The organism is Mesorhizobium sp. 43Arga (genome assembly GCF_053714255.1).
In genome coordinates, this window is sequence record NZ_JBSKBO010000032.1 from 1 (window position 1) to 13,094 (window position 13,094).

The following is a 13,094-nucleotide window of genomic DNA, read 5'->3' on the forward strand; positions in this document are numbered from 1 at the left end:
CTTCAGGCCGCCGACATCGACAAAGTCCCCATTAGCCACCGCATCAAGAAATGCGCTTGGAATGACGACTATCTCATCCAGGCAATCGCTCATATGCGATAGCCCTGCCCTTGTGGGGGAAGGTGGATCGGCGCGCAGCGCCGAGACGGATGAGGGGTGCTCCAGCGGAGCGAGACGTTGGCGTTCCCTGGAACACCCCTCATCCGTCGCCTTCGGCGACACCTTCTCCCCGTGCACGGCGAGAAGGAAAGTGGCTGGGTCACGCCGCCTTGTCGCGGACCTGGTAGTCCTTGATGGTGGCGAAGCGGATCGCTTTCCAGCGCTCGGCTTCGTAGTTCAGCGAGAAAGCGTGCTGGGCCAGAAACACCGGGTCGTTGTCGAGGTCCCTGGCGATGTCGCCGCGATGCGCCTCGATAAAGCGAAGCGTCTCGGCCTTGTCGTCGGACGAAATCCACCGGCAGACGGAAAAGCGCGACATTTCGAACTCGACCGGCAGCGTGTATTCGAAGTTCAGCCGCTCCTTCAACACGTCGAGCTGCAGGGCGCCGACGACGCCGACGATGGCCGGTGAGCCGTCCTCGGGCGAGAACAGCTGCACGACGCCTTCCTCGGCCATCTGGTGCAGCGCTTCCTTGAGTTTTTTTGCCTTCATGGCGTCGCCGAGGCGCACGCGGCGCAGGATTTCCGGGGCGAAGTTCGGCACGCCCCTGAAAAGAATTTCTTCGCCCTCGGTCAGCGTGTCGCCGATGCGCAGCGTGCCGTGGTTGGGAATGCCGACGACGTCGCCGGCAAAGGCCTCATCCGCCGTGACGCGGGTGCGAGCGAAGAAGAACTGCGGCGCCGACAGGCTCATCGGCTTGCCGGTGCGCACCAGCTTGGCCTTCATACCGCGCTCGAGCTTGCCCGAGCAGACGCGCACGAAAGCGATGCGGTCGCGATGGTTGGGGTCCATATTGGCCTGGATCTTGAAGACGAAGGACGTCATCTTGTCCTCGGTCGCCTCGACCTTGCGGGCATCGGCCTCCTGCGCACGCGGCGGCGGCCCGAAGGCGCCGAGCGCCTCGATCAGGTCGCGCACGCCATAATTGCGCAGCGCCGAGCCGAAATAGACCGGCGTCAGATGGCCCTCGCGAAAGGCGTCGATGTCGAGCGGCCGGCAGGCCTCGCGTGCGAGCTCCAGTTCCTCGATGAAGGCCTCGCGTTCATTGTCCGGCAGCAGGCCGGCGACGCGGTTGGAATCGGGACCGTTGACCGGCGTGCGCTCCTTCTCGTCGTCGCCCTTGCGCACCGCGTTCAGCGCCAGGTGGTAGGTGCCGGAAAATGTCTTGCCGCGGCCGATCGGCCAGGTGATGGGTGCGGTGTCCAGCGCCAGCTTCTGCTCGATCTCGTCCAGAATCTCGAACGGATCGCGGCTTTCGCGGTCCATCTTGTTGACGAAGGTGATGATGGGGATGTCGCGCAGCCGGCAGACTTCGAACAGTTTCAGCGTGCGCGGCTCGATGCCCTTGGCGGCGTCGATGACCATGACGGCCGAGTCCACCGCCGACAGGGTGCGGTAGGTATCGTCGGCGAAATCCTCGTGGCCGGGCGTGTCGAGCAGGTTGAAGACATTGTCTTCATACTCGAAGGTCATCACCGAAGTGACGACCGAAATGCCGCGCTCGCGCTCGATCTTCATCCAGTCGGACCTGGTCTGGATCTTGTCCTTCTTGGCCTTGACCTCACCGGCAAGCTGGATGGCGCCGCCGAACAGCAGCAGCTTTTCGGTCAGCGTCGTCTTGCCGGCGTCGGGGTGCGCGATGATCGCGAAGGTGCGGCGGCGCGCCACTTCCTCTGGTATTGTTTCGGGCATTCGCTGGGATTTCCGTGTGACAGGCCGGGCTTCTAGCAGCGTAGTGCCGGGCTGTCGACCGGTCCGGCGGCGCGGGTGCCGCCGGATGCCATAGCTTGCCTCAGGCCAACTCGCCGATCCGGTTCCCCAAAACGACCTCCGGGAGCCAGCTGGCGATGGCGCTGCCTATCGCGTCGGCATGGTCCTCTTGCAGATAGTGCGCACCAGGCCCGAGATTGATGAAACTGCAATTCTTCAAACCGGCCGCGAATTCGCGCGCGGCCTGCGGCCCGATCAGCGCGCCCGGATCACCCGCGAACAGCAGTTTCGGATAGGTGGACAGCCGCAGCGCGCGATGGTCGTGCGCGCTGATGGCAGCAACGTCGGCTGGCTGACCCTCGATGGGCATTTCCCGGGGCAGGCGCAGCACCGGCTTGCGCGATTGCGGCGTCGGGAACGGCGCCCGGTAAGCGTCCATCTCGTCCTCGCTCATCGTGCGCAGCACCGAGGCCGGCAGCACTTTCTCGACGAAAACATTGTCTTCCAGAACCAGCTTCTCGCCGACACCGGGCGTGCGTAGTGCCTTGAACATTTCGCGGGCTTGCGGGCGCTGGTGAAAATCTTCCCAGCGCGCGAAGGGCCGGATGAATTCCATGAAGGCGAGGCCAAGAATGCGCCGCGGCCGCCGTGCCGCGAGATGGAAGGCCAGGGCCGTGCCCCAATCCTGCGCGGCCAGCACCACATCGCTGATGTCGAGGGCGTCGAGGAAGGCATCGAGATAGCGGACATGGTCGAAGAAGCGATAATCGATATCGGGCTTGCCGGATTGGCCGTAGCCGATCAGGTCGGGCGCGATGCAGCGGCCGAACGGCGCGACATGCGGGATGATGTTGCGCCAGATATGGGACGAGGTCGGGTTGCCGTGCAGGAACAGCACGGTGGGGCCGGACGCTCCCGCCTCGACATAGGACATGGTCGAATCGAGCACCGGAATCTGCGAACGTCTTGGCGCGGTGGCGACCGGCTGAGGCGGGTTGGCTTTCGAAGTCATGGGGTCTGCTCCTTTGCAAACACTGTGTTGAAGATGACTTTCTTGAACCGCTCGAGTGGTTCGGGGCCGCGCTCGACCTTCATGCGCAGCATGGCGCCCTGCCAGGACGACAGCAGGAAGTCGGCAAGGTCCTCGGCCTCGAAGGTCTTGGCGATGTCGCCGGCCGCCTGGCCTTCGGCGATGCAGGCGGCGAATGGCCGGCGCCAGCGCTCGAAGATGGCGACGAGTTGCAGACGCAACGGTTCGCTGTGGACCGCGGTCTCGAGGCTGAGATTGCCGATCATGCAGCCGCGCGCCCAGTCATGCGCCTCGAGCTTCGAGGTGATGACGTCGAGGTAGCGGCGCAGCCTGCCTATTGGCGGCGTGCCGTCCCGCGCCAGCGCAGCCTCGACCAGCCCGCTGACATAGGTGAAGTAGCGGTCCAGCACTTCGCCGACGAACGCCTCCTTGGAGGCGAAATGGTTGGTGAAGGATCCCGGCCGGGCGTCGGCGGCGGCAACAATGTCGCGCACGCCGGCTGCGGCATAGCCTGAATTCCAGATGGTCTGGAAGCCGGCGTCGAGAAGTTTGTCGCGGAGTGATTGTCTAGCCATGGCGGAATAATACGTACGTACGTATTGATGTCAAGCGCATTTTTGTCGTGTCCGATGTTGGCAAGTGACGAACGGGGTGGCACTGCAAGAGTGTCCTCGGCGGACCATCAGGCAAAGGAGCGAACATGGCTGCGGCGAAACAAGTGATCGTCATCGGCGCCGGCATCATCGGCGCCTCGATCGCCTGGCATCTGACCAGGGCAGGCGCGCAGGTCGCCGTCGTTTCCGAAAGCGGCGCGGGTGGCGTCGCGACGCCCAATTCCTTTGCCTGGATCAACGCCAGTTGGGGCAACCCCGAAATCTATTTCCGGCTGCGCATCCGCGCCATGGCCGAGTGGAGGCGACTGGCGAATGAGCTGCCAGGGCTGCCACTCGCCTGGTGCGGCGGGCTGAGCTGCGACCTGCCGGCCGACAGGCTTGAGGCTTACGCGGCCGAACATTCTTCATGGGGCTACGGCATCGAACGCGTTGACGCCAAGCGGGCGAAGCAAATCGAACCCAACCTCGTCGAGCCTCCTGAATTCGCTGTCTATGTCGCGGAGGAAGGCGTGGCCGAGCCGGTTGCGACGGCGAAGGCCTTGCTGGGCGATGCCGAACGGCATGGCGCGCGGGTCGTTGCCAGCACGGTCTCGGCGCTGGCCCAGACCAACGGGAGGACGGCCGGCGTGGACACATCGCATGGGCTGATCGCCGCCGACGAGGTGGTGATCGCCGCTGGCGTCGGCTCGCCTGACATTGCCGCCACTGCCGGCATCAAGCTGCCGATCGAAACGCCACCTGGCCTGATCGTCCATTCGCGGCCATACAAGAAGCTGCTCAACGGTCTGGTGCACGCCGAGAGGCTACATATGCGCCAGACGGCAGAGGGCCGCATCATCGCCGGCTCGGATTTCGCCGGCGGCGATCCCGGCCAGAACCCCGAAGCCACGGCGCGCGACCTGTTCGCGGTGACGAAGGCGGCGTTGCGCGGTGCCGAGGGGCTGGAACTCGATTTCCACACCATCGGCTACCGCCCCAATCCGATCGACGGCTTTCCGATCATCGGCCGGGCTGACGGCATGGACGGGCTCTATGTCGCGGTGATGCATTCGGGCATCACGCTGGCGCCGGCCGTCGGCCTGTTTGCCACACGGGAAATCCTCGACGGCGAGCGCGACCCGCTGCTGGCGCCCTATGGGTTGTCGCGCTTTGCTCAATAGGCCGGCGGGCGGCGAAAGCCGCCGGTGAGCGGCTCTATCGCCGCCGCGACACCAAGCACGCGCGCCTCCGACCAGCGTTTGCCGACCAGTTGCAGGCCGATCGGCAAGCCGTCGCGATCCTGTCCGCATGGCATCGAAAGCGCCGGATGGCCGCTGTAGTTGAAAACGGCGCCATAGGCTGGCAGCATCCAGTAGTCTTGATCCTTGCCGTCGACCTTGATCGGTGTGCCCGGCTCGCAATGTGGGAAGGCGGTGGTCATCGCGACCGGGCAAAGCAGCGCATCCCAGTCGTCGAAGAACCGGTCCCAGGCGAGAATGGATCTGTCGCGGCGGGCGAGCGCTTGGAACCAGCGCGAGACCGGTGTCGGTCGCTCCGGCGGCTCCGGCTGCGCGGCCTCCATCATCATGCCGATCAGCGCCCCGCCTTGGGCGAGATCGTCGTGCAGATCGAGCTTGGGCAGTTTTGCCTCCTCGACAATCGCCCCGGCCGATTGCAGCTGCGTTGCGAGGTTTTCGACCGCGACGCTGATCTCGCCGGCCACCGGGAAGGCGGGGAAGGACGGCGCGAAGGCGATGCGCAGGGCGTTGAGACCGAGCTTCGGCATGGCCTCGACGGGTACCGGCGCCAGATCGGCGTCGCGCCCATCCGGCCCGGCGATGATTTGATAGATCAGCGACAGATCGTCCACGCCGCGCGCCAGCGGGCCGAGGCAGGACATCAGCCGCACGCTGCGCGGGGCATCGCCTGGATTTGGGAAGGCGCCAGGCAGCGAGACGCGGTGTTCGGTTGGCTTCAGGCCATAGACGCCGCAGAAGGCGGCCGGCAGCCGGATCGAATCCTGCATGTCGGTGCCGACATCGAACGATGTCATGCCGGCCGCCACCGCTGCTGCTGCGCCGCCGCTGGATCCGCCCGCCGTCCGCTCAAGATTCCATGGATTGCGGGTGCGGCCGAACAGCGGATTGTTCGACTGCCAGTCCGACAGCATGGTGGCGACATTGGTCTTGGCCGTCAGCACACCGCCGGCCGCCTTCAGTCTCGCAACGACCGGGCTGTCGTGGCTCGCGACGTAATCGGCGAAGGGCGGGAAGCCCACCGTGGTTTTCATGCCAGATGTCTCGTGCATATCCTTCAGCGTGAAGGGAACGCCATGCAACGGGCCGGCCGTAGCGCCGCGCGCGAGTGCCGCGTCGGCCTTCTTTGCGCGTTCGTACGCGCCCTCCCTGTCGAGCGAGATGACGGCGTTGACGCCTTCATTGTGCCGGTCGATCTGCGCCAGATGGGCATCGAGTGCTTCGACGGCAGAGATTTCGCGCCGGGCGATGGCGGCGGCGAGTTCGACGGTTGAGGAGAAGACGGGATTCATGATCAAGGCTCCGGCTTGGCCGCGCTCGCCTGGAAAATGGCGGACAGCGGCACGACTTCAAGCGGAGTTGAGCATTCGGAGCCTGGTAGTGCTTGATCGAAATTGCGCCGACCGTCCGTTGAGGTCTGCGCTCTGCGGCGCCCCTTCTGTCCTGCGGCGTTTCCGACTTGGAGAAGGATTTACCCGACCAATGCCACCTTCGCCGCCGTCGGAGCAAAGGGCCGAATAGCCATGCCATCCCCAGTCATGGTGACGAAGCTCGATGGCGGGATCGCCTGCCAATCGCCGCCCTCGCGATCGAAAGGTTCGGAGACGATGCAGCGGCCGCCGCCTTTGCGTAGGCTAGAGGTGTAGAGCGTCGGCGCATGGGCGTCGGTGGCATAGCGCACCGCATACAGCGCCTGCCCATCCGTGAAGGCGGCGGTGAGTTTCAGCGCCGGTTCGAGGCCGGCGCGGCGCGAGGCTTCGAGCACACGGGCAGTGGCGCGCGAGACCGCGCCTTGCGGGTCGCCAGCCAATCCCTCGTCGATCATCAGCAGGAAAAACAGTTCGGAATCGGTGGTGCCTTCGCGCTGGTCGAAGACGGCGTCGGACAGCGAATTCTCCAGCGCGCGGCGGATCTTCTCAAAGCCGCCGATCTGGCCGTTGTGCATGAACGACCAGCGACCGGAGATGAAGGGATGGCAGTTCATGCGGCTGGTGGCGCCGCCGGTCGAGGCCCGCACATGGGCGAGGAACAGGCCGGATTTGATCTGCCGGCATAGGCTCTTCAGGTTGGGATCGGACCAGGCCGGTAGGATGTCGCGGTAGAGGCCGGGCTCCGGCCGGTCGCCATACCAGGCGAGGCCGAAACCGTCGCCATTGGTCGGCGACTTGGCTTCCTGGGCGCAATGGCTCTGGGCGATCAGCGAGTGGCAGGGCGCGGTCAGAATGTCTTCGAGAAAGACTGCTTCACCGAGATAGGCCGCCCACCGGCACATTGCTTCTGTTGTCCTCTAGGCGCGATCCATGAGAGCCGCGGGCTCCTTGGTCGCGTGTGTGCCCCTGTTGTGTGTCCGCTCGTAAAGCTCGCGGACGATTCGGCTGGCGGTAGTCTCGAAGAGAAATGGCAAGAAAGCGTGAACGAGCGCAGCGCCCGCCGCCAGCAGCAGGCGCGAGGAGAACCAGGCGGCAAAGGCCATATGGCCGAAATAGGTTTCGCCGACCTTGGCCGGATGAGAAGTGAACATGCTTGCGACCGACATTGAGATCCCCTTCAGCGCTTGCGTTCCGATATGAGTATCCTGACACGCTTCGCCGGTTCATCGGTCCCAAAATGTCCTTGTGTTTTGTCATTCCGTGGGACAAATATCCCAACATGACGCCGGACATCGATGAAATAGACCGAAAGCTGCTTGCCGAATTGCAACGCGACGGCACGTTGTCGGTCGACCAGCTGTCGGAACGGGTGGCGTTGTCGCGCAACGCCTGCTGGCGGCGGGTCAAGCGGCTGGAGGAGGATGGCGTCATCACTGGCCGCGTGGCGCTGGTCAATGCCGACAAGCTCGGGCTTGGCCTTTCGGTGTTCATCCTGGTCCGTACATCCAACCATGATCCCGACTGGTTGCAGAAGTTTCGGGCGGCGGTGACCGGCCTTCCCGAGATCACCGGCGTCTACCGCATGTCCGGCGACCTCGACTATGTCCTGCGCGCCCGGGTCGCCGACGTGAAGGCCTATGACCGGCTCTACCAGCGGCTGATCGCCAAGGTGGCGCTGTCGGACGTGTCCGCCTCCTTCGTCATGGAGGAGATCAAGGAGACGACGGTTGTTCCAATGGAAGTGCGCTAAAGCGTGCTCCGGTCACAGTAATGCCTGAAAGAAAGCCGTTGATAGCGGCGCGGGCGAATTGACCGAATCGGCAATCGCGCCGATAGGATCGGTTTTATGCGCGCAGCCCTCCAAAACTCCTCCGTCATCGGTCCGACCGTCGGCTTCGTCAGATTGCCGCATGCTGAAGGACTTCCCCTCCCCGCCTACGAAAGCACCGGCGCCGCCGGCATGGATCTTCGCGCGGCGATACCCGACGACCGGCCGCTGCTGATCCTGCCTGGGAAGCGCGCCTTGGTGCCGACCGGGCTGATCCTGGAGATCCCCGAAGGCATGGAAGGTCAGGTGCGGCCGCGCTCCGGCCTTGCTTTCAAGCACGGCCTGACCGTCCTCAATTCCCCCGGCACGGTCGACAGCGACTATCGCGGTGAGGTGAAGGTGCTTTTGATCAATCTCGGCGACGAGGATTTTGCGGTGACACGCGGCATGCGCATCGCCCAGATCGTTTTCGCAGCGGTGACGCAGGTGGCCGTCGAAGAGCGTTCGCTCGCTGGCGGCACGGCGCGTGGCTCAGGCGGGTTCGGATCGACCGGCACAGCCTGATGCGAGTACCTAAACTCGTTATCTTTGACTGCGACGGGATCCTCGTCGACACCGAAAATCTCGCCAATCGATGCCTCGCCGAATGGTTGACGGCTGCCGGCTATCCGACAAGCTTCGAATATTGCCGCAGGAATTTCTCCGGCCGCAGCATGGCCTCGGTGCAGAAAGAGATCGAGGAGACGACCGAGGTCCGGCTCGGCGCCGATTTCGTCGAGCGCTGGAATACCGGCCTGCCGTACCTGTTTTCCCATGGCGTCGAGGCGATCCCCTATGTGCGGGAGTTCATCGAGGCGGTCCGCGCGGCCGGCATCCCCTATTGTGTCGCCACCTCGGCCCGGATTTCGAAGATGCACATCACCCTTGGCCAGACCGGGCTGTTGCCACTCTTCGAACATGCGATGTTTTCCTCGACCATGGTCGGGCGCGGCAAGCCGTTCCCCGACCTGTTCCTGCATGCGGCCAAGACCATGGGCTTCGCGCCCGCCGACTGCATCGTCATCGAGGACAGCGTCGCTGGGACGCAAGCCGGCATCGCCGCCGGCATGCGGGTGTTTTCCTATCATGGCGATCCCTATTCCGACCGCGACGGCCTGATCGAGGCCGGCGGCATCCTGTTCGACGACATGCGCGAACTGGCCGGGCTGGTGCCGATCCACTGACTTGGTTCCGGCACGGCTGCGCGATGCTGGAACCCGTGCTAGCGTGAGTGGCCTGATCTTGGGGGGCGCTCATGCCAACGAACATTTTCCGCTTCATCCTCGCCGTGATGCTGCTGCCGTTCTTGTGGACCGCGGCCGGCGCGCAAACCGTCGGCTTCCCGGATCTCGGCAGCCCGCTGCCTGGCCGCAGCGATGTCACCTATCTCGACCTGGCCAAAATGGTCATCCCGAGCCTCGCCGCGGACGGGGACGGGTTCAACAAGGGCGGATCGCCGATCGAGATGCGGCACATAGAGGGGCCTGATAGCGGCGGCTCGCCGCCCGAGACGACAAGTCTGCCCAATGCCGCCGTGCTTGCCATCAAGGCCGGCGGCAAGGACCGGCTGGCGATGCTGTTCGACCTCGGCGATTCTCCCGACAGCGCCGAAGGCTATGCGGTGCTGGCGCTCTACGACGTCACGGCCAGGCCGAAACTGCTGGATGCGGCCAATGTCGCGGTCGACCGCAGCACCTATTTCCGCGAGCCGAACAAGCTTTCGATCGGCGCCGGCGACGACATGCTGATCACCATGAGCACCCATTTCAATTCGAGCCAAGGCTATGTAATCACGCCGCTGATCATGATCCGAGACGACAAATTCGAGCTGATCGACATGATCTACACGTTCGACGAAAGGCTCTGCGCCTACAGCCGCAAGCAGGATGTGGCTTTCCAGACCATCGCCGACGGCCAGCCCTATGCCGCCGTGAAGGTGACGGTCACCGACAGCACCGTGCCAAGCGATGAAAGCTGCGATGACGCGCCGCCCGAAGCGTCGTCGCACGATATTTCCGTCACCTATCATTGGGACAAGAAGACATCGCGCTACGTCAAGGATTCCGACGCCTTCGAGAAATTGGCAGCAGAGAACGAGAAACGCTTCTGAACCAAGCGCATTTATTTGCCCGGTCGAAGGCGGCGCGATAGCATCCGCCCCCAAACACTTTTGATGGGGAGCATTCATGGACAAGGGCAAGATCTTTCGCGACCTGCATGCCTCGACCTTCGTCATGCCCAATCCCTGGGATCCGGGCACGACCAAGCTGCTCGGATCCTTCGGCTTCAAGGCGCTGGCGACGACCAGCGCCGGCTTTGCCTTTTCGCGCGGCATGCCTGACGGCGCGGTGACCTTCGAGCAGATGATCCATCACTGCCGCGAGGTGACGGCGGCGACCGACCTGCCGGTCTCGGCCGACTTAGAGAAGGGCAAGGGCGACAGCGCCGAGCGGGCCGCCGAAACCATCTTCGCGGCGGAAGCGGCCGGCCTTGCCGGCTGCTCGATCGAGGACCACACAGGCGATCCGGACAGGCCGATCTATGATTTCTCCCACGCGGTCGAGCGCGTCGCGGCGGCGGTGGAAGCAGCGCGGGCCTTGAGACGCGATTTCGTCTTCACAGCGCGGGCCGAGAATTTTCTCTGGGGCAAGTCCGATCTCGACGACACCATCAAGCGGCTGCAAGCGTTCGAGAAGGCCGGCGCCGACGTGCTCTATGCGCCTGGCATCGGCGACGTCGAGATGGTGCGCACATTGTGTTCGGCGGTCAGCAAGCCGGTCAACGTCATGGCGAAACCGGGCTTCTCCATCGCCGATCTCTCAAAGGCCGGCGTGAAGCGTGTTTCGCTCGGGCCGTGGCTGACCAATTTCGCCTATGGCATGCTGGAGGCGGCGACGCGCGAAATCCAGCAGGACGGCACGTTCGGCTTCACCCGCGCCGCCATGCCGTTCGGCAAATTGCAGGCGCTGTTCGGCAAATCCCAGGATTAAACGGCGGCCGTCGCACGACGACCGCGGTCACCGGCGGCCTTTGCGGACCGAAACGGCCTTGTGCAGATGCACCATCATGGCGGCGGCGAAGAGCGGCGTCAGCAGATTGAGCAGCGGCACGGCAAGGAAGGCCGCGATGACCAGCCCGGCGAGAAACACCGTGCCGGCATACTGCCGGCGCAAGGCCCTGGCTTCGTCCTCCGGACGAAAACGCATCGCGGCGAATTCGAAGAATTCGCGGCCGAGCAGATAGCCGTTGACGATGAAGAAGGCGGCGATGTTGATGCCCGGCACCAGCAGAAGCATGAGCGCCACGATGTTGCCGAGAATGACAACGCCGAGGAATTTTATCGCCAGCACCAGCGAGCGCCATGCCGGCATGGCGCGCCCGACCGGGTCGCGGGGATAGTCGGTGCGCTCGACCACTTCGGCGACATCGTCGAGGAACAGGCCGGCGATCACCGCCGTGACCGGCGCTACGAGCAGCGCCATGCCGAAGGCGAGCGCTATTGCGGCGATGATGCCGCCCAGCCAGCCGGCCCAGGACGGTATACCCGGCAACAAGGTCTGGAGCCATGGCAAAGCCAGCCACTCGACAAGGCTGGTCAGGCCGAACCACAAGGCGACCAGCGCCAGCACGGTCAAGCCCAGCGTCTTGATGAACACGGCACGAAACGGCGGCGAGAGCAGCTCAAGAGCCGCGGTGCGGGCAGCGTCGAAAATCACCGTGCTTCAACCCCAGGTCAGCGGACACCGCCGACAGGCGGGACGCTCCCCGAGATAGGCAGCGCGAGGCTAGAGCACAAGCAAATCGGGGCGTCTAACGGGCGAAGGCCGGCTTGCGGACCGGGATGGTCATGGCCGCGACGCCGGCCACGACGAAGGCCATGCCCAGCCATGCCGTCGGCCCCAGGCTTTCGCCGAGGAAGACGGCGCCTATGCCAACGCCGATCGGCACGCGCAGATAGGCCTGCGACGTCGTGCCGACGGAACCCAGCGTGTGGATGAGGCGGAAATAGATGACGAAGGCAAGTGCGGTCGAAAACACCGACAGGCCGAGCAGGGCCAGGATCGACGCCGTCGATGGGGTGAGCGTCCAGGGCTGGTCGACCACCAGGCTGAGCGGCACCAACATGACCGCGCCACAGAGCATCGAGCCTGCCGCCGGCAGCATCGGATCGAGGCCCTTGAAGCCGCGGCCGAAGATGGCGGCGCCGGCATAGCAGATCGTCGCCACGACGATGGCGACCTGCGCCCACAATTCATGGCCGAGACCGCCCAGCGCCTCGGTGCCGACGATAAGGCAGATGCCGGCAATGCCGGCGCCGACACCGATCAGCTTGCGCACCGTGACCGGCTCGTGGCGGGTGATGAGCGCCGTCAGCAGGAAGGTGAAGATCGGCGAGGTCGCGTTGAGAATGGTGGCGAGGCCGGCATCGACCGAGCGTTCGGCCGCGGCGATCAGCGTGAACGGTATGACGCTGTTGAGGCAGGCCTGGAAGGCGAAGCGGCGCCAGGTGGCCGCATCGCCCGGCATCGTCAGCCCGCGCCAGCGGATGATGGCGAACAGGATGCCGCCGGCGATCAAGGTACGGGCGGCGATGAAAGTCACCGGGGGGATGGTTTGGACGCCGATCTTGATGAAAGTGTAGGAAGCACCCCACAGCACCGCCAGCACGCCGAGCAAGGCCAGGTCGGTTGTCGTATCGCTCTTTGTAGACATGGGAACTGGCTCGCCTTTGATGGGTGATCGGCAGAGCCAGCTTGTAAGCGACGGCCAGACGAAATGCTTCGTCCACGGTCGAATTGTCGTAGCGCCTGGCGTGTCGCGCTCCAGGGTTCGTTGCGATTCGGGTCAGGCCGGCATCACCTGAATATCAACATACCCTAGGCAAAGCCGCCGCGAATCGCTAAACCCGCGCCCGGCCAGCATGGCAGGAAGCCGGCCCGGGTTTTTTGGCGGAGACATTGATGCCGGATTATGACGTGCTTTGCATCGGCAATGCCATTGTCGACATCATCGCCCAGTGCGAGGAAGAATTCCTCGAAACCAACGGCATCATCAAAGGCGCGATGAACCTCATCGACACCCACCGCGCCGAACTGCTCTACAGCCGCATGGGTCCGGCGATCGAAGCCTCCGGCGGCAGCGCCGGCAACACGGCGGCCGGCGTCGCC

The 13,094-nt window shown here is 64.4% G+C and carries 14 protein-coding genes and 1 pseudogene; 7 read left to right on the plus strand and 8 right to left on the minus strand.

Features of this window, described 5'->3' with window-relative positions; genetic code table 11:
• Positions 1–259: 259 nt before the first annotated feature.
• The 3 genes from ACWGS8_RS34875 to ACWGS8_RS34885 all read right to left on the minus strand — a co-directional run bounded on the left by ACWGS8_RS34875 (position 260) and on the right by ACWGS8_RS34885 (position 3,475).
• Positions 260–1,852 carry a peptide chain release factor 3 gene (locus ACWGS8_RS34875; RefSeq protein WP_454585166.1) on the minus strand — a complete coding sequence of 531 codons (1,593 nt, stop codon included), beginning with the start codon at positions 1,850–1,852 and terminating at the stop codon, positions 260–262.
• 100 nt (positions 1,853–1,952) lie between these two features.
• On the minus strand, positions 1,953–2,882 hold the full coding sequence (locus ACWGS8_RS34880) for a haloalkane dehalogenase (RefSeq protein WP_454585167.1): 930 nt from the start codon (positions 2,880–2,882) through the stop codon (positions 1,953–1,955).
• The gene (locus ACWGS8_RS34885; RefSeq protein ID WP_454585168.1) at positions 2,879–3,475 is read right to left on the minus strand and encodes a TetR family transcriptional regulator C-terminal domain-containing protein; all 597 of its coding nucleotides are present in this window, start codon (positions 3,473–3,475) and stop codon (positions 2,879–2,881) included. Before ACWGS8_RS34885 ends, ACWGS8_RS34880 begins: the two co-directional genes overlap by 4 nt.
• A gap of 125 nt (positions 3,476–3,600) precedes the next feature.
• Between ACWGS8_RS34885 and ACWGS8_RS34890 the strand changes: the two genes are divergently transcribed.
• Entirely contained in the window at positions 3,601–4,674 is a 1,074-nt protein-coding gene (locus ACWGS8_RS34890; RefSeq protein WP_454585169.1) for an NAD(P)/FAD-dependent oxidoreductase, read from the plus strand.
• Here the strand turns inward: ACWGS8_RS34890 and ACWGS8_RS34895 are convergent.
• From ACWGS8_RS34895 to ACWGS8_RS34905, 3 genes are all read right to left on the minus strand, one after another.
• Positions 4,668–6,041 carry an amidase gene (locus tag ACWGS8_RS34895; protein WP_454585170.1) on the minus strand — a complete coding sequence of 458 codons (1,374 nt, stop codon included), beginning with the start codon at positions 6,039–6,041 and terminating at the stop codon, positions 4,668–4,670. The two genes, ACWGS8_RS34890 and ACWGS8_RS34895, sit on opposite strands and share 7 nt — an antisense overlap.
• A gap of 179 nt (positions 6,042–6,220) precedes the next feature.
• Positions 6,221–7,021 carry a class II glutamine amidotransferase gene (locus tag ACWGS8_RS34900; RefSeq protein WP_454585171.1) on the minus strand — a complete coding sequence of 267 codons (801 nt, stop codon included), beginning with the start codon at positions 7,019–7,021 and terminating at the stop codon, positions 6,221–6,223.
• A gap of 15 nt (positions 7,022–7,036) precedes the next feature.
• Entirely contained in the window at positions 7,037–7,285 is a 249-nt protein-coding gene (locus ACWGS8_RS34905) for a DUF6356 family protein (protein ID WP_454585172.1), read from the minus strand.
• A 113-nt stretch (positions 7,286–7,398) separates the two neighbouring features.
• On the opposite strand from ACWGS8_RS34905, the gene ACWGS8_RS34910 reads away from it, so the two are divergent.
• The 5 genes from ACWGS8_RS34910 to ACWGS8_RS34930 all read left to right on the plus strand — a co-directional run bounded on the left by ACWGS8_RS34910 (position 7,399) and on the right by ACWGS8_RS34930 (position 10,916).
• Positions 7,399–7,869: an Lrp/AsnC family transcriptional regulator gene (locus ACWGS8_RS34910; protein WP_454585173.1), complete on the plus strand. Its 471-nt coding sequence runs from the start codon at positions 7,399–7,401 to the stop codon at positions 7,867–7,869.
• A 96-nt stretch (positions 7,870–7,965) separates the two neighbouring features.
• Positions 7,966–8,451: a dUTP diphosphatase gene (gene dut / locus ACWGS8_RS34915; protein ID WP_454585174.1), complete on the plus strand. Its 486-nt coding sequence runs from the start codon at positions 7,966–7,968 to the stop codon at positions 8,449–8,451.
• Entirely contained in the window at positions 8,451–9,110 is a 660-nt protein-coding gene (locus ACWGS8_RS34920; protein WP_454585175.1) for an HAD family hydrolase, read from the plus strand. The genes dut and ACWGS8_RS34920 overlap by 1 nt, the downstream gene beginning before the upstream one ends.
• Positions 9,111–9,181: 71 nt before the next feature.
• Positions 9,182–10,036, plus strand: a complete 855-nt coding sequence (locus ACWGS8_RS34925; protein ID WP_454585176.1) for a hypothetical protein — start codon at positions 9,182–9,184, stop codon at positions 10,034–10,036.
• Positions 10,037–10,112: 76 nt separating this feature from the next.
• Entirely contained in the window at positions 10,113–10,916 is an 804-nt protein-coding gene (locus ACWGS8_RS34930) for an isocitrate lyase/PEP mutase family protein (protein WP_454585177.1), read from the plus strand.
• A gap of 27 nt (positions 10,917–10,943) precedes the next feature.
• Here the strand turns inward: ACWGS8_RS34930 and ACWGS8_RS34935 are convergent, their stop codons facing one another.
• On the minus strand, positions 10,944–11,642 hold the full coding sequence (locus ACWGS8_RS34935) for a sulfate transporter family protein (protein ID WP_454585178.1): 699 nt from the start codon (positions 11,640–11,642) through the stop codon (positions 10,944–10,946).
• 94 nt (positions 11,643–11,736) lie between these two features.
• Entirely contained in the window at positions 11,737–12,639 is a 903-nt protein-coding gene (locus ACWGS8_RS34940; RefSeq protein WP_454585179.1) for a DMT family transporter, read from the minus strand.
• Between the two features lie 248 nt (positions 12,640–12,887).
• On the opposite strand from ACWGS8_RS34940, the pseudogene ACWGS8_RS34945 reads away from it, so the two are divergent.
• Positions 12,888–13,094 (plus strand): annotated as a pseudogene (locus ACWGS8_RS34945) (adenosine kinase); the annotation flags it as partial.